Genomic DNA, 16,306 nt, shown 5'->3' on the forward strand with positions numbered 1-16,306 from the left:
AGGCCGGCTCAGACGAGCCGGCCTTACTTTTTGCGGGACATGAACGCCATAAGGGCTGCCCTCGCCTCATCGGACGAAAGCCTCTCGCGGAAATGGGCGCCTTCCTCCTGAATCCGCTCGATCAGCGAAGCGCGCGGCGCGCGCATCAGGTCGCGGGCGATCTTCAATGCCTGCGGGGGCTTTGACGCCACCATTCGCGCGGCGGCGAGCACAGAATCTTCAAGCGCGGCTTCGCCCACCACTGCGTGTATCATGCCGGTCTCACGCGCCCGCTCCGCCGGGAACAGCTGGCCGAGCGCGAGCAATGCAAAAGCTGCCTGCCGCCCGAGAAGAAGCGGAGCGATCAGGCTCGAACCGGCTTCCGGCACGAGGCCAAGATCGACGAAAGGCGTGTGAAACATCGTGCGGGGCGTGGCGAAAGTCAGGTCGCAATGCAGGTGCAGCGTGGTGCCGATGCCGACCGCAATGCCGTCTGCCCCGGAAATCATCGGCTTTTGCGAATTTGCCAGCGCCATGAGGAAGTCCCACACTTCCCCGCCGCCCTCGCCGCCCGTCGCGATGGCCAGAAAATCCGCGAGATCGTTGCCCGCCGAAAACGCACCCGGAACGCCAAGGAAAACGTGGCACCGCACAGCGGGGTCGGCATCGCCGCTGCGCAGCGCTTCGACCATTGCCGCATACATGGCGCGGGTCAAAGCGTTCTTCTTTTCAGGGCGATTGATGCGGATGACCTGTATCGCGCTCTCGCGCGTGACCTCGATGTGCTCGCTCATGTTCCGCCTCAACCGATGGTCAATGATTGCGCAGCGGCCCTGAGGCTGGCCGCGCCCGCAACAACCCGCGACCTGAGCGCCGCCGATTCGCCGACGAGGTTTTCGGCAAAGAACCGGCAGAGCGCGGTCCGCGCCGCGTCCTCGCCCGCAAGTGCCGCGCGCGCGAGATAGGCCCCGCCCGCCGCAAGCGCGAACAGGCGCAGATAGGGTGTCGCGCCTGAAAGAGCGTCCTCCAGTTTCCCGTTGCCCTGCGCGGAAAGCAGATACTCCGTCGATGCGGCGAGATCGTCCAGCGCCGCCTCGACCGCATCGGCGCTGCCGCCGAAACCCTCGCGATTGGAATCCCTTAGCCGCTTAACTTCGACCCGCAGTTCATCGATATATGCGCGCACATGTGCGCCACCGCCCTGCGGCAGCTTGCGGGTCACGAGGTCGATGGCCTGAATGCCGTTCGTACCTTCGTAGATCGGGGCGATGCGGGCATCGCGATAATAGGCTGCCGCGCCCGTTTCCTCGATGAACCCCATGCCGCCATGCACCTGCACGCCGAGCGAGGCGACGTCGCAGCCAATGTCCGTCGAAAATGCCTTCGCCACGGGCGTCAGCAGGTTGACGCGCTCCTGCCAGTGCGCGGCGTCCTCGCCGCCCGCCCGCGACAGGTCCGCCGCATGCGCGCAGCAATAGCTTATCGACCGCGCGACGCGGGTCAGCGCCTGCATGGTGAGCAGGTTGCGCTGCACGTCCGGGTGGTAGACGATGGGGGCCATGCCCTCCCCCGCATAGGCTGCCGCCTTGCCCTGCCTGCGCTCGTTGGCATAGCCCAACGCCTTCTGGAACGCGGCTTCGGCAACCGCGACACCCTGCATGCCCACGGCAAGGCGAGCATTGTTCATCATGGTGAACATGCAGGCCAGTCCCCGGTTCTCCTCTCCGATCAGCCAGCCCACCGCTCCCGGCTCGCGGTCTTTCGCAAAGCCGTCGCCGAAGATCATGGTGCAGGTCGGCGATCCGTGGATGCCAAGCTTGTGTTCGATGGAGGCGCAGAACGCGTCATTGCGCGCGCCGAGGGTGCCGTCCGGGTTGACGAGGAATTTCGGCACGAGGAACAGCGAGATCCCGCGCGTGCCGGCCGGCGCGTCTGGCAGCCGCGCCAGGACGAGGTGCACGATGTTGTCGGTGAAATCGTGCTCGCCATAGGTGATGAAAATCTTCTGGCCGAAGATGCGGTAGCTGCCGTCGCCGGCGCGCTCGGCGCGGGTGCGCAGCGCGGCAAGATCCGAGCCTGCCTGCGGCTCGGTCAGGTTCATGGTGCCCATCCATTCACCGCTGACCAGCTTTTCCAGATAGACCCGCTTCAGCTCTTCCGACGCATGCTTCTCGATGGCCTCGACCGCGCCCATGGTCAGAGTCGGCCCGAGACCGAACGCCATCGAAGCCGAATTCCACATTTCGAGCGCCGCCACGCCGAGCATCGTGGGCAATGCCTGCCCGCCAAATTCCTCGGGGCCGGACAGCGCGTTCCAGCCGCCCTCGCGCCACCGCGTGTAGAGGTCGCGCCAACCGTCCGGCATGGTGACCGCCGCGTCCTTGTAAACCGCACCCTGCCGGTCGCCATTGACGGCAAGCGGAGCCACTTCCTCGGTCGCGAAACGCCCTGCCTCTTCGAGGATCGCATCAACAAGATCGCCGGAGAGGTCGCCAAGCCGCCCCGCATCGATGGCGGCGTCCAGTCCCGCGACGTGCTTGAGCGTGAATGCGATTTCTTCGACCGGCGCACGGTATGGCATGCGGATTCCTCCTGTTGTCGGGATCGGCCTACATCGCACTTACGTAAACGTCAAATGGACATTCGTCTGATGCGAGAGCGTATCATGCAGAGCGTCGGACGGGGCCGGAGTCAATTCGTTAACCACGATGTTTCAACATAAGCGGCGAAGGAAGCGGTGCATGGCGGGCATGACGCGGATCATTAGCGGGCTTATTTGCGCACTGGCGGCGATTTGCTGCGGGTTTCCGGTCGGCGCATCCGATTTTTCGAAACCCTGGACGAGGCCCGACCGCGCGCTCGTCCTCGACGCCTATGAATATAACGAACTCGACTGGCGCGAGTTGACCACCGACAAGCGCATCGTCGGCTTCATCAACAAGGCATCCGACGGTCTGCCGCCGCCCTATTTCTGCGCAGGCCAGGAAACCGAATACAAGCTTTGCAAGGCGCTGTGGAAGCGCCATGCCGTGGCGCGCGAACTTTTCCACACGCGGCGCACGCTGGCCAAGGCGCTCGGCCTGAAATGGGGCGCGTATCATCTCGCAAGACCCGGCAATCCACTCGAGCAGGCGCGCAATTTCCTCGATTTCGCGGAGCCGGAGCCGGACGACGTGATGGCGCTGGACATCGAGGAAAACGACCCCACGCAATGGATGTCGCTCGATGATGCGGAAATCTTCGTCCGCGAGATCAACCGGCGCACGGGCCGGTTCCCCGTGCTCTACACCAACGGCGTCACTGCCAAGCACATTGCCGACAATGCCGGACGTTACCGCCTGCTGTCGCGCCTGCCGCTCTGGTATGCGCGCTACAAGCCTGAGATCGGCATGCATTTTCCGAAAGGCAACTGGGAAAGCTACACGCTGTGGCAGTTTGCCTCCCAGACGAATTGCAGCAAACGCGCCTGCCCCTATCGCGTGAAGGGCGCGGGCAATGACATCGACGTGAATGTCTCCACGCTCGCGCCCGACGCGCTGCGCAAGGCATGGCCCTTCGGCGGCCTGGTGAACCAGCGCATGGAGCTTGTGGCCAGCGTGCCGGTTCCTTTCCCCCGCGAGAAGGCACTCGCCGGAGAAGTGGAGATCATCTTCGCGGCTGTCGCAAACCTGCCGAAGGCGAGCGAAAACTGGCCGCAGGACGTTGCGGTGGCAGCGATCAGCCCGCCCGGCGACACGATGCTCGGTCTCGCCTCGGCCTATATCGGCTCCGCGATCGACGCCGGGCAGGCAGCGATCCAGCGGCTGCTGGCCGGGCGGGAACCTGCCGTCGACCCGACGATGACGGCCTCGACCAAACCTTCCGCGCCGAGGCGATACGAGATGCCCGTGTTCCTGCTGACGCAGGATGAAGGTTTTGACGCCCTGCTCGCGCCGGGCGCCGCGCCCTCTATCTTCTAGGAATTTTCCCGCTCGACCGCCCGCCAGCCGATGTCGCGGCGGCAGAAGCCGCCCGGCCAGTCGAGGGCATCCACGGCGCGGTAGGCGGCGGCTTGCGCCTCGCGCACGGTCTTGCCGGTCGCGGTGACATTGAGCACGCGGCCTCCATTCGCGACGATACCGTCGCCGTTCAGCGCGGTTCCCGCGTGAAAAATGGTCGCGCCGGTATCCGCTGCGGCCTCCAGCCCATGAATGGCGCTGCCCTTTTCCGGCGTGCCCGGATAGCCGTTGGCGGCCATGACAACGGTCAGCGCCGTTTCATCGCGCCAGCGCACGCTCATATGCTCGAGTTGGCCGTCGGTCGCCGCGTTGAGCAGCACCAGAAGGTCATCCTTGAGCCGCATCATCAGCACCTGGCATTCGGGATCGCCGAAACGGACATTGTATTCGATGAGCTTCGGGCCATCGCCGGTGATCATCAGCCCGACGAACAGGATGCCCGAAAATGGTGAGCCGATCTCGGCCATGCCGCGCATGGTCGGCTCAACGATTTCGCGCATGGTACGCTCTATCATCGACGCAACCATGACGGGAGCGGGCGAATATGCGCCCATGCCGCCCGTGTTCGGGCCGGTGTCGCCGTCGCCGACGCGCTTGTGGTCCTGGGCAGTGCCGAAGGGCAACGCCGTTTTGCCGTCGCACAGACAGAAGAAGCTCGCCTCCTCGCCTTCGAGGTATTCCTCGACCACGACTTCGGCCCCTGCCCCGCCAAAAGCGCCCGCGAAGCAGGCGTCGATTGCGAACAGGGCCTCGGCCTCCGTCATGGCGACGGTGACGCCCTTGCCTGCCGCCAGCCCGTCGGCCTTCACCACAATCGGCGCGCCGTGCTGACCGACATAGGCTTTCGCGGCGGCGGCATTGTCGAACCTGCCGAACGCGCCGGTCGGGATGTTGAAGCGGGCGCACAGTTCCTTTGTGAAGCCCTTCGAACCCTCAAGGCGCGCGGCGTCCTTCGACGGTCCGAAAACCCGGGTCCCGGCTGCCCGCAGCGCATCGGCAAGCCCCGCGACCAGCGGCGCTTCGGGACCGACGACGACGAGGCCGATGTTCTTTTCCTTGCAGAACGCCGCGATGGCGGCGTGGTCGTCCATGTCGAGGCCAACCAGTTCGGCCTCCGCGGCAATCCCCGGATTTCCAGGCGCGGCGTAGAGCGTGCCAAGGAGCGGCGAGGCCGCGAGCTTCCACGCAAGCGCATGTTCACGACCGCCGGAGCCGAGCAGAAGGACGTTCATGGCTGATCCCTGAATCGGTTTGTCATGGTCCGGTATTGTGCGCGCCGCGCCCGGTCAAGGTCTTGACGGGCCGAATGCGCCCTGTCACTCCCCTGCACATGGAAACAATTCAATCCCGTGCCGGACAGGGCCGTGTCGCGGACGCGCCGAGCGGCCATTGGGTCTATCGCGCCCTGCCGCGCGGGCTGTGGCCATATGCGCAACTCGCGCGCTGGGACCGGCCCATCGGCTGGATACTGCTGCTGTGGCCCTGCTGGTGGTCGGCGGCAATGGCTGCGACCGCCCATGCGCATGCCGGCGAGGCGATTTCGGAACTGATGCCCAATCCATGGCACCTGCTGCTGTTCCTCATCGGGTCCGTCGCCATGCGCGGCGCGGGCTGCACCTACAACGACATCGTCGATGAAGGGATCGACGCACAGGTGGAGCGCACACGCTCGCGCCCGCTGCCCTCCGGGCAGGTCACACGCAAGCAGGCGTGGGCGTTCCTTGTCGCGCAGGCGCTGGTCGGCCTCGCCGTGCTGCTCCAGTTCAACAGCTTCACCGTCCTGCTCGGCGTCGCCTCGCTTGCGGTGGTGGCAATCTATCCCTTCATGAAGCGATTCACCGATTGGCCGCAATTCGTTCTGGGGCTTGCCTTTTCCTGGGGCGCGCTCATGGGCTGGGCAGCGGCTTTCGGCGCGCTCGATACGCCTGCGTTGCTGCTCTACGCCGGGTCGGTCCTGTGGGTGATCGGCTACGACACGATCTACGCGCATCAGGACAAGGAGGACGACGCCATCGTCGGCGTGCGCTCCACCGCGCGCCTGTTCGGCGAGCATACAAGGCTCTGGCTCTATGGCCTTTATGGCGGTGCGCTTGCTTGCTTCGCCGGCGCATTCGCCAGCGCGGTGGTGCCCATGCCCGCGCTTGCCGGGCTGCTGGCGGCGGGCGCCCATATGCACCGCCAGATCCGCACGCTCGACATCGATGACGCGGACCAGTGCCTGCTGCTGTTCAAGTCGAACCGCATCGTCGGCTGGCTGATTTTCCTCGGTCTTGTCGGCGGCGGGGTGTGGGTGGTGGTCAAGCCGCTGTTCTGAGGGGCGCTCGCGCGGCCCCTCATCACATTGTGACAATCTTCACGGATCAGGCGCGGGCGATGATTTCCTGCCCGCTCACCACAAGCCGCACGCCGAGCGTGCCGGTCTTGCGGCGCATGAGAAAGCGCGGGCGGCGGTTTGCGACGCGGCTGCGGCGCTTGCGGCGCTCGATGGGCTTGCGCAGGGCGATGCCACCCCCGAGCGATTCCTCCAGCGTACGCGGCGTGCCGTCGGCTTCGACCAGCAGCATGGGCAGCCTGTATTCCACCGCCCAGGCGCGCCAGTCGGCGGCAACATCGTCGAGGTCGCGCGCCACCAGCAGCGGCACCGAAAGCTCCGGGTCATCATGCATCAGTTCGAGCGTGACGGTGAGGTTGCCCTCACCATCCTCCAGCGCTCGCGCAGCGACGCCGAGGAAGGCGCGCGGCGGAAGCGCAATCGTCATCGGCAGGCCGCTGTTTTCCAGCAGACGGCGAATGACCGCGCCCTTCCGGTTGATGGAATAGGTCGTGCCGCCCGCCCCGTCGTCGGTTTCAAAGCTGACGGTTTGCGCGAGGCGGAAGGGGTCGAGGCGCATGGTTCGCCCCGCCCAGACCGGCTTCAGTCTGGAGTTCATGTGATGCCATCCTGTTTGTCCTGAGAGCCGGTTTTCCGGTCTTCTCCCGAGCCGGTGTTTTCCCGGCCTCTTATGTCAGGAAGGCTATCTCGCGGGCCTTATCAGACCGCTTAACAAGTTCGGTTAAATTTGTCTGATCGGGCTCGATGGTTAGCGAAACCCCACCAAAATATTGCGTATCTTTTAATTAGCATAATCTTATATGACTTTGCCGGGGTTCATGATGCCCGCAGGATCGAATGCCGTCTTGATGCGCCGCATCAGGTCGATAGCAACCGGCGGCGCGGTCGCGATCAGTTCGTCACGTTTCAGCACGCCAATGCCATGTTCCGCCGAAATGGAACCTCCAAAGGAGCGCACGACCTCGTGCACCACGTGGTTCACAGGCTTGTAGAGCGCAAAGAAGGCGGCCTCATCCGCGCCGACCGGCTGGCTGACATTGTAGTGCAGGTTGCCGTCGCCCATATGGCCGAAGCAAATGACGCGCCCATCGGGGCTGACGCCATGCACCGCCTCTCCGGCGCGCGCGATGAACTCGGGTATCGCCGCGACGGGCACGGAAATATCATGCTTGATCGACGCGCCTTCCGGCTTCTGTGCCTCAGGCATGTTTTCCCGCAATTGCCAGAAGTCGCGCGCCTGGGTCAGGCTCGCCGCAATCGCGGCGTTCTCGATCACGCCCTCTTCCAGCGCCGATCCGAGAATGGCTTCGATCAAATCGCGCGCGTCCTGTGACGAACGCCCGGATGAAATTTCCATCAGCACATACCACTCATGTTCGAGCGGGATGGGGCATGGCGGCGAGGGAAAATGCCGGGCGACACATTCCATCGGCAAGCGATGCGCAAGCTCGAACATGGTGAGCCCCGTACCCGCGGCATCGTTTGCCCTGCCGAACAGGGTAAGCGCGGCTTCGGACGACGGCAGGCCGATCCACGCCATCTCGCGGCCTTTCGGCTTGGGAAACAGCTTCAGCACCGCGGCGGTGATGATCCCGAGCGTGCCCTCCGCCCCGACGAAGAGGTCTTTCAGGTCGTAGCCCGTATTGTCCTTCTTGAGCTTGCGCAGATCGTCCAGCACCTCGCCCGTCGGCAGCACGACCTCAAGGCCAAGGCACAGGTCGCGCGCCACGCCATAGGCCAGCGCGCCGACCCCGCCCGCATTCGAGGAAAGATTGCCGCCGATCTCGCACGAGCCTTGAGAGGCAAGGGCCAGCGGATAGAGCCGGTCCGCCTCGGCGGCGGCCTGCTGGAGCGTTTCGAGGATCACGCCCGCATCGACGGTCGCTGTGTTGGAATGGGTGTCGATCTCGCGGATGCGGTTCAGCCGGGAGACCGACAGCACGATCTGGCTGCCCGTCCTGTCCGGCATCTGGCCACCCACCAACCCGGTATTGCCGCCCTGCGGCACGATGGGGGTGCGCGTCTGCGTCGCCAGCGCCATGATGCGGCTGACTTCATCGACACTGCCGGGACGCAGCACCAGCGGCGCCACGCCCCCGAAGAGCCCGCGCGGCTCCGACACATAGGGCGCGATGTCGTCGGTCGAACGCACCGCGTAGCGCTCACCGACAATCGCGGCAAACCGGGCAATCAGCGCATCATCCATTGCTCAATCTCCATGGCGGGGCGCAGCGGCCCGCCGCAACCGGTCATTGATCGCTTCGCCAAGCCCCTGCATCGGAACTGGCTCGACGGCAATGACCGCCGCGCCCGATGAATCCAGCTTGCGCACATGCTCGAAAAGGTTCGCCGCCGCCTCGCGAAGGTCGCCGGAAGGCGACAGGTTGAGCATGGCGCGTGCCTTTTCCGCCCCCTCGGCGCGCTTCGGCCCGAACGCCAGAAGCGCCTCGCCCCGGTTCACCACGCCGACGCCGAGCCGCATGCGGGCATTGGGGGCATAGTGCGACAGGAGCATGCCCGGCGCTTCCACCTTGCCGGAATTTTCGCGGCTGAGCGGCCTGCCCGCCACACGCTCGATGTCCTCGGCGGAAACCCCACCCGGCCGCAGCAGATAAACCTGCCCTGCATCGACTTTGACGATGGTCGATTCCACGCCGACCGGCGTCTGGCCTCCATCCACGATAAGCTCGACCTTTTTGCCAAGGTCGTCCGCCACCGCCTCTGCGGTCGTGGCGCTGATGCGACCCGAACTGTTGGCGCTTGGCGCGGCGAGCGGCCTTCCGAGCCTTGCGATCAGGCCCGCTGCAAATCCCTTCGGCATCCGCACAGCAACCGTGTCGAGGCCCGCCGTGACGAGGTCATGCACCGGAGCGCCCTCATTCAGCGGCAGAACGAGCGTCAGCGGCCCCGGCCAGAACGCGGCGGCCAGGCTTTCGGAGAGCGGGTCGAACCGGGCGATGCGGCGCGCCATGCCGAGGTCCGCGACATGGGCGATCAGCGGGTTGAACCTTGGCCTGCCCTTCGCCTCGAATATGCGCGCGACGGCGGCTCCGTTGCCTGCATCCGCCGCCAGCCCGTAGACCGTTTCCGTCGGCAGCGCGACCAGCCCGCCGCGCGAAAGCACGTCGAGCGCCTCGTCCGTCGCCGCCTCGGCTTTCAGGATGCGCGTCTTCATGCTTCGCTTGCTATCGCCGCGCGAGCGATGTCGCAAGCCGATCGCTCAATTGCCGTCTATTTCTTAAATCGGGACGAAAGAGCCATTGGTTAATAGAGCGGCAGAAGCGGAGCGGACCCATGCGTTTTCGAGTTGCGTTAGCGATTTCAGCCAGTCTCGTGACGGGACAGGCGACGGCCTCGTCGATCCTGCATATCGAAGGCAACGGTGCGCCTTCATCGCGCTCCATCATTGTCGCCCCGCAGCCCTCGATGCCGGACTCTATCGATGTGCTGGAAGGCGAAGGCATGGCGCGGGTCAGCCGGTCGGTCATCGCGGTCGGCGAACCTTCCGAGGTGAGTGACGAGCACGTCGCCGCCATAAGCGCGGGAACCGCACCCGTGGTGCTGCGCGGCGGCGTCTATGGAGAGGCCCTGCCCGCGCCGGTCGCAGAGCCGGAGCCCGAGAAGAAGCTCAGCCGTCCGGCGCAGCGCAAGCAGGAACGCGACGAGCGCCGCGCGGTTCGCGAGGCCATTCGCTTTGGCGAACCCCTGCCGCAGAAGGCAGAGACGCAAGCTCCCGCAGAGCAACAGTCAGGCGGCTAACCCGCGATCTTCGAAAAGTCTGCAACCTGTCCCGTTGCGGCGCGTATGCGAGACAACAGCGCCAGCCGGTTGGCGCGCACATTCTCGTCGGGATCGTTTACGAGTACGGCTTCAAAGAATGAATCAACTGGTTCACGTAGTGCGCTAAGCGCGCGCATGGCGGCGGAATAGTCTTCATTCTGAATCGCTTGCGCCGCTTCCTTCTCAGCCTGATTCACCGCGCCGGCCAGTTTTTTCTCGGCATCGTCGCGCAGCAGCGAAGCATCGACGGCCTCGGCAATGCGCGTGCCCTTCTTCTCCTCGGCGGCAAGAATGTTGGCCGCGCGCTTCGTTCCGGCGAGCAGGTTCTTGCCGTCCTCGCTGTCGAGGAACGCGCCCAGCGCCTCGACACGACGAACGATTGCGAGGAGGTCGTCCGCCTCCCGCGTGATCACCGCGTCGATGAGGTCATGCCGCGCGCCCTGGTCGCGCAGATAGACTTTCAGCCGGTCATGGAAGAAGGCGAGGAGGTCTCGCTCAAAGCGTGGCGCGGCGCCACCTACAACCCGAGCCGGAAAAAAGATGTTGACTGAACTGCTATCCGGCTGGCGACGTGCGTGAATCTGGTCTTCGAGGTTGGAGGTTGTTGCACGCAGGAAAGTGATAAGCGGCAGGCGAACGCCGTTTTCAAGCGCGATGCGAATGACGCCGAGCGCGGCGCGGCGCAGCGCATAGGGGTCCTTTGAGCCGGTCGGCTTTTCGTCGATGGCCCAGAAGCCCACAAGCGTATCCAGCTTGTCGGCCAGCGCGACGGCGACAGCCACGGGGTCGGACGGAATGCGGTCAGATGGGCCTTGTGGCTTGTAGTGGTCCTCAAGAGCGGCGGCGACGGATTCGCTCTCACCTTGCAGCAGCGCGTATTTGCGACCCATCGCGCCTTGCAATTCGGGAAACTCGCCGACGACTTCCGTTTGCAGATCTGCCTTGGCAAGAACGGCAGCGCGGCGCGCCAGTTTCGGATCGGCCCCGACAAGCGGAGCCAACTCTTCGGCCAGTGTCGCGATGCGCTGCACGCGCTCGCCCTGCGTGCCGATCTTCGCGTGGAAGGTGACGCCCAGCCTGTCCAGCCGCGCCATGCGCTGGTCGAGCGGCTTCGACAGGTCGAGATCGAACTTCGCCGCCGAGTCTTTCAACGTCTCGAGGTCGGGCAGGTCGTGCTGGTCCGTCTGCCAGAAATAGAGCGCATCGGACAGCCGCGCGCGGACCACCTTGCCGTTGCCATGCGCGATTTCGACGCCGCCGTCCTTCGCCTCGATGTTCGAGGTGAGGATGAAATGGTTGGACAGACCCTCGGCCTCGCCGCTCGGTCGCGTGACGAAGCATTTCTGGTTGGCACGGATGGTGAGTCGGATCACTTCAGCGGGGATGGTGAGAAATTCCTTCTCGAACGTGCCAATCAGCACCACCGGCCATTCGACGAGCCCTGACACCTCTTCCAGCAGCCCCTCGTCCTCGACCAGTTCGAGACCATTGGCGAAGGCGAGATTTGCCGCGTCGGTGCGGATGATCTCCTTGCGGCGTTCCGCGTCGAGCACGACTTTGGCCGCTTCCAGCTTCGCGGCGTAGTCCTCGAAGCGGCGCACCACGAAACCTTCCGGCGCATGGAATCGATGGCCGTAGGTGATGTTGCCGGAGCGGATGCCGTCCACGTCGAAATCCACGACGACCGGCTCGCCGGTTTCCGGGCCGAAGGTGCAGACGATGGATTGCAGCGGGCGCACCCAGCGCAGCGCGCCGGGTTTGGCGGACGCCTTGCCCCACCGCATGGATTTGGGCCACGGAAAGCCGCGCACGATCGCCGGGATGAGTTCGGCTATGATGTCCTCGGCGGCGCGACCCGGCTTCGACAGATGCGCGACGTAGAAATCGCCCTTCTTCGGATCGCTGTGGACATGCGCCTGCGAAATATCCGACAGGCCGGCCTTGCGCAGGAAACCCTGCACGGCCTGTTCCGGCGCGCTGGTGGAGGGTCCCTTGATCTCCTCATGTACGTCGCGCGAGCGCGCCGTCACGCCGCGAACGTCCAGCACGAGGCGGCGAGGCGTCCAGTATTCGCGCGCGGCCTCATAGGTCAGCCCGGCTTCCACGAGTCCATCCGTCACCATCTTGCGCAGGTCGCCCGCCGCCTTGCGCTGCATGCGGGCGGGGATTTCCTCGGAGCGGAGTTCAAGAAGAAGATCAGGCATGGCTGGCTCTTGGGTCGTTGGCTCGGATCAGGCGGCGCGAAGCGCTGCACCTCCTGCTTCGGTAAGCAGGAAGGCTTCGCCGCAGGCTTTCGCCAGCTCGCGGACCCTTAGAATATAGCTCTGCCGCTCGGTGACGGAGATCACGCCGCGCGCGTCGAGCAGGTTGAAGATGTGGCTGGCCTTGATGCACTGGTCATAGGCGGGAAACACCATGCGATGGCGCTCGCCGTCCGAAACCGGCGCACCCGCCTTCAACAGGTCCCGGCATTCCTTTTCGGCGTCCTCGAAATGGCGCAGCAGGGTCGCGGTGTTGGCAAACTCGAAATTGTGCCGCGAATATTCCTGTTCGGCCTGCAGGAACACCTCGCCATAGGTGATCCTGCCCTCGCCTTCGAGGCCGTTGAAATTGAGGTCGTAAACATTGTCGACGCCCTGCACATACATTGCGAGACGTTCAAGCCCGTAGGTCAGTTCGCCTGAAACCGGCGCGCATTCGATGCCGCACACCTGCTGGAAATAGGTGAATTGCGAGACTTCCATGCCGTCGCACCAGCACTCCCAGCCCAGCCCCCATGCGCCGAGCGTCGGGCTTTCCCAATCATCCTCGACAAAACGTATGTCATGCAGCAAGGGGTCGATGCCGATGGCCGCCAGCGAACCCAGATAGAGTTCCTGCAGGTTCGGCGGGTTCGGCTTGAGGATCACCTGATACTGATAATAGTGCTGGAGCCGGTTCGGGTTTTCGCCATACCGGCCGTCCTTCGGGCGGCGCGACGGCTGCACATAGGCGGCGTTCCACGGCTTCGGCCCGAGCGCCCGCAGCGTCGTCGCCGGGTGAAAGGTGCCAGCGCCCACTTCCATGTCGTAGGGCTGGAGGATCGCGCAGCCGCGCTCGGCCCAATAGGCATGCAGGGTCAGGATAAGGCCCTGGAAGGAGCGGGCCGGGTTCATGGCGTCGGACACGGAAGCCTCGTGCAAGGTCGCAATCGTGGCGCCTGTCCTAGTGAGCCTCCCCCCACGCGTCAAGCGATGGCGGCGGTGCGCGCATAGAGAAGCTTCTGGACCCCGCTCACCGCGATCAGCGCGAACATCGCCAGCCAAGCGATCGTCCCCGGCGCGCTCCACGTCACGCGGTGCACCGCCGCGTCCGTCAGAACGAGCCCGATGATCGCCAGCGTACCAACCATGATTTCCGCAACGCCGACGACGGTGAAATCCTCGCCGGTGCCGTTGCGCGAGGCCAGCAGCACGCCTGCTGCGCCGCTCAGGAAAACCGCGCTGTAGGTCTGGGCATGGAAGATGTCGATGTGCCACGGCCAGAAGGCAGGCGCCTGCAACGGCACGGCGAGCAAAGCCGCCCCATAGAGCGCCAGCAGCACCCATTCCGCAGAAAGCCATGCCTTGAATGCGGGCGGCAGGTTCGGCCCCTGCGCAGGCTGCCGGGTGCGGGTCGCCCAGAGTGCCGCGCCGGAAACCAGCACGGACACGATGTAGACCGCATACCAGACCCACGGAGCCTTGCGGGCAAAGTTGAACATGCCGTGATGCACCAGCGAGGTTGCGGTCACCACAAGTGTGAAAACCAGCGCCATGACGAGGATCAGCCGTCCCGGCGACCAGCGATTCCACACGAGCAGGAAGGCCATGACCGCGATTTCCGCGGTGTAGAACCCTCCGAGGAAGCGCGCGTTGAACGGCGCGACATCCCACGGCCAGCGGGGCCGCACCAGCGAGGGAGCGAAAAACAGGCCCGCCCCGACCAGCAGGACGACGATCACGCCCGCGGAAAATATCCGCAAGGATGGATGCAGGCCGGGATTTTCGTTGCGCGTCACGACGCAGCTATCCGATTTCGAGCAATTCCCTACCCTACCACAGGGCGGCGGGCCTGTCGCTTGTCAGTCCGCCACCGGCAGGATGAGCTGCTGCCCGGGCACAAGCTGGCCCGGATTGCGAAGCTGCGGGTTGAGGTCGAGTATCTCGCGATAGCGCTCGCCATTGCCGAGTTGGTCGACGGCGATGGACCACAGCGACTGGCCGGGCTTGACCACATATTGCGCATTGGTTGCGGGCAGCGTCGGCTGCTCGACGGGCGCTTCGGTCTTTTTGTCGGCTGATGGTGGCGGTGCGGGCTGCTCGACGGGCGGCGGCGCGTCCTTGGCCGCGGCCTTCTTCTCTATCGGCGCAAGGCCCTCGCGCAGTTTCTTCTCGACGGACGCAAGAATGTCCGGCTCCGGCTTCATGTCGCGGGCATGGCGCCATTGGAACGTCGCTTCGAGCTGGCGGCCAGCGCGCCAATAGGCGTCGCCCAGGTGGTCGTTCAGCACCGGATCCTCGGGTTTCAGCGAAACGGCGCGTTCAAGTTCGTTGACGGCTTCCTCGAAGCGGCCCAGCTTGTAGTAAGCCCAGCCGAGCGAATCCACGATGTAACCGTCGCTCGGGCGCAGATCAACCGCCTTGCGGATGAGGTCCAGCCCCTCCTCGAGGTTCATGTCCATGTCGATCCACGAATAGCCGAGATAGTTCAGCACCTGCGGCTGGTTCGGGTAAAGCTCCAGCGCCTTGCGGAAGTTCGGCTCGGCCTTCGGCCACTCCTTGATCCGTTCATAGGCGATGCCGCGCTGGTAAAAAACGTTCCAGTCGTCGCGCGCGGGGTTCTTCAGATGCGCGACCGCCTCGTCATAGAGTTCGGCGGCTGCGCTGAAGTTTTCCTTGGCCGCATAGACGCTGCCGAGCGCAAGATAAGTGCGCATGTCATTCGGGTCTTGGGCAAGCAGATCCTTGAGGTGGGAAACCGCCTCATCCTGCTTGTCAAGGTCGGCAAGGTTGAGAGCAAGTTGCATCTCTGCGAGCTTCTTGAAGGGCGAATTCGCAGGCACGCGGTTGTAAAGCTCGATTGCCGCCTGGCTGTCCTCCTTCTGCTCGGCCCCTTCGGCCAATTGCATCAGGACCAGATCATTGTCGGGGGAAAGTGCCAACGCATAGTGCAGGTAAAGCCGCACCAGCGGCTCTCCGCCGTCGCGCTCCAGCGCGGTCCCGATATTGAGCAGTGCTTCCGAAATGCCGCCGGCGGCACCCGGCGCGATCACCCTGATCGGCTTGCCCTCCTCGATCTGCGTGCGCAGCGCGGCAATCGGCAGGCGTCCGGGCGCAAATTCCTCGACCTTGTCGAGTGCGGCGAGTGCTTCATCCTTCTTGCCCTCGCGGGCCAGGAAGCCCGCATAGGCCTCCGCTGCCCGCAGATAGGTGCCCGGCGCGATCGGCCCCTGCTCCACATTGTCGAGCGTCAGGCTGTAGGACTCGTCCGCCTTGTCCTTCATGCCCGCCGCTTCTTCGATCAGCGCCTGGTGATAGGTCGTGAAGATCGCATACCAGTCCGGCCCCTGGAGATTTTCCAGATAGCTGACAGCGCCTTTCGAATCGCCCGCGCCGAATTTCGCCCAGGCGGTGACGAGACCCGCGATCAGCGCATCCACGTCCGACTGAAGCGACAGCTTCATCATGTTCTGCGCGCCGGCATAGTCCTTCTTGCGTATGTCGTCGATTGCGAGTGCGAGCCGGGAAAATCGCTCCGCTTCCGGCACGGTCTTCAGGGCATTGGCATAGGACAGCGATTCATCGAAGCGGCCCGTCGAAATCAGCGCAAGCAGCAGGCTTTGCTGGATTTCCGTATCGCCCGGGTCGAAGCTCAGCGCCCTCTTGTAGTAGGCAACGGCATCGTCCAGATCGTCATCCGACTCCGCAACCCGTGCGGCCAGATAGGAGCCGGAGAAAGACCGCACCTGCACCGGGGGCTCGGATTGTTTTGCAAAGACCGGCGAGGCTGCCGGCACGAGTGCCGCAATCGCCGCCAGGCCAATCAGCCAGCTGGCTCGTCTGTGCTGCATCGTCGTCCTTTCAACAGAGGTCGGAAACGCCCATCCGGCCAGATTCGCGCAGGGGTGTTTCAGGAAAGCATGGCCTTTTTAAGAGGCGAATTCAATCCGGCTCAAATTATCTGCCGAGTGGAGAAA

Annotated in this window: 13 protein-coding genes; 3 read left to right on the forward strand and 10 right to left on the reverse strand. The window is 64.5% G+C overall.

Annotation, left to right across the window (positions count from 1 at the left end):
* Positions 1–23: 23 nt before the first annotated feature.
* Positions 24–773, reverse strand: a complete 750-nt coding sequence (locus tag M9924_02405) for a crotonase/enoyl-CoA hydratase family protein (GenBank protein MCO5063246.1) — start codon at positions 771–773, stop codon at positions 24–26.
* 8 nt (positions 774–781) lie between these two features.
* Complete coding sequence (locus M9924_02410; protein ID MCO5063247.1) at positions 782–2,560, reverse strand: acyl-CoA dehydrogenase; 1,779 nt, start codon at positions 2,558–2,560, stop codon at positions 782–784.
* Between the two features lie 169 nt (positions 2,561–2,729).
* On the opposite strand from M9924_02410, the gene M9924_02415 reads away from it, so the two are divergent.
* Complete coding sequence (locus tag M9924_02415) at positions 2,730–3,938, forward strand: muramidase (protein MCO5063248.1); 1,209 nt, start codon at positions 2,730–2,732, stop codon at positions 3,936–3,938.
* Here the strand turns inward: M9924_02415 and purD are convergent.
* Entirely contained in the window at positions 3,935–5,209 is a 1,275-nt protein-coding gene (gene purD, locus M9924_02420) for a phosphoribosylamine--glycine ligase (protein MCO5063249.1), read from the reverse strand. The genes M9924_02415 and purD overlap by 4 nt on opposite strands.
* A 98-nt stretch (positions 5,210–5,307) precedes the next feature.
* Between purD and ubiA the strand changes: the two genes are divergently transcribed.
* Positions 5,308–6,291: a 4-hydroxybenzoate octaprenyltransferase gene (ubiA, locus tag M9924_02425; protein MCO5063250.1), complete on the forward strand. Its 984-nt coding sequence runs from the start codon at positions 5,308–5,310 to the stop codon at positions 6,289–6,291.
* A 46-nt stretch (positions 6,292–6,337) separates the two neighbouring features.
* On the opposite strand, the gene M9924_02430 is transcribed toward ubiA, so the two are convergent.
* From M9924_02430 to M9924_02440, 3 genes are all read right to left on the reverse strand, one after another.
* A complete protein-coding gene (locus tag M9924_02430) occupies positions 6,338–6,907 on the reverse strand; it encodes a DUF6101 family protein (protein ID MCO5063251.1) in 570 nt (189 codons plus the stop codon).
* Between the two features lie 198 nt (positions 6,908–7,105).
* The gene (locus M9924_02435) at positions 7,106–8,515 is read right to left on the reverse strand and encodes an FAD-binding oxidoreductase (GenBank protein MCO5063252.1); all 1,410 of its coding nucleotides are present in this window, start codon (positions 8,513–8,515) and stop codon (positions 7,106–7,108) included.
* A gap of 3 nt (positions 8,516–8,518) precedes the next feature.
* Positions 8,519–9,484 carry an L-threonylcarbamoyladenylate synthase gene (locus M9924_02440; protein MCO5063253.1) on the reverse strand — a complete coding sequence of 322 codons (966 nt, stop codon included), beginning with the start codon at positions 9,482–9,484 and terminating at the stop codon, positions 8,519–8,521.
* A gap of 119 nt (positions 9,485–9,603) precedes the next feature.
* Between M9924_02440 and M9924_02445 the strand changes: the two genes are divergently transcribed.
* The gene (locus tag M9924_02445; GenBank protein ID MCO5063254.1) at positions 9,604–10,068 is read left to right on the forward strand and encodes a hypothetical protein; all 465 of its coding nucleotides are present in this window, start codon (positions 9,604–9,606) and stop codon (positions 10,066–10,068) included.
* On the opposite strand, the gene glyS is transcribed toward M9924_02445, so the two are convergent.
* The 4 genes from glyS to M9924_02465 all read right to left on the reverse strand — a co-directional run bounded on the left by glyS (position 10,065) and on the right by M9924_02465 (position 16,180).
* The gene (gene glyS, locus M9924_02450) at positions 10,065–12,293 is read right to left on the reverse strand and encodes a glycine--tRNA ligase subunit beta (GenBank protein ID MCO5063255.1); all 2,229 of its coding nucleotides are present in this window, start codon (positions 12,291–12,293) and stop codon (positions 10,065–10,067) included. The genes M9924_02445 and glyS overlap by 4 nt on opposite strands.
* A gap of 27 nt (positions 12,294–12,320) precedes the next feature.
* A complete protein-coding gene (locus M9924_02455) occupies positions 12,321–13,244 on the reverse strand; it encodes a glycine--tRNA ligase subunit alpha (GenBank protein MCO5063256.1) in 924 nt (307 codons plus the stop codon).
* A gap of 71 nt (positions 13,245–13,315) precedes the next feature.
* On the reverse strand, positions 13,316–14,128 hold the full coding sequence (locus M9924_02460) for a hypothetical protein (protein MCO5063257.1): 813 nt from the start codon (positions 14,126–14,128) through the stop codon (positions 13,316–13,318).
* A gap of 63 nt (positions 14,129–14,191) precedes the next feature.
* Complete coding sequence (locus M9924_02465; protein MCO5063258.1) at positions 14,192–16,180, reverse strand: tetratricopeptide repeat protein; 1,989 nt, start codon at positions 16,178–16,180, stop codon at positions 14,192–14,194.
* Between the last annotated feature and the right edge of the window lie 126 nt (positions 16,181–16,306).

Source organism: Rhizobiaceae bacterium (assembly GCA_023953835.1).
Classification (GTDB): domain Bacteria; phylum Pseudomonadota; class Alphaproteobacteria; order Rhizobiales; family Rhizobiaceae; genus Mesorhizobium_G.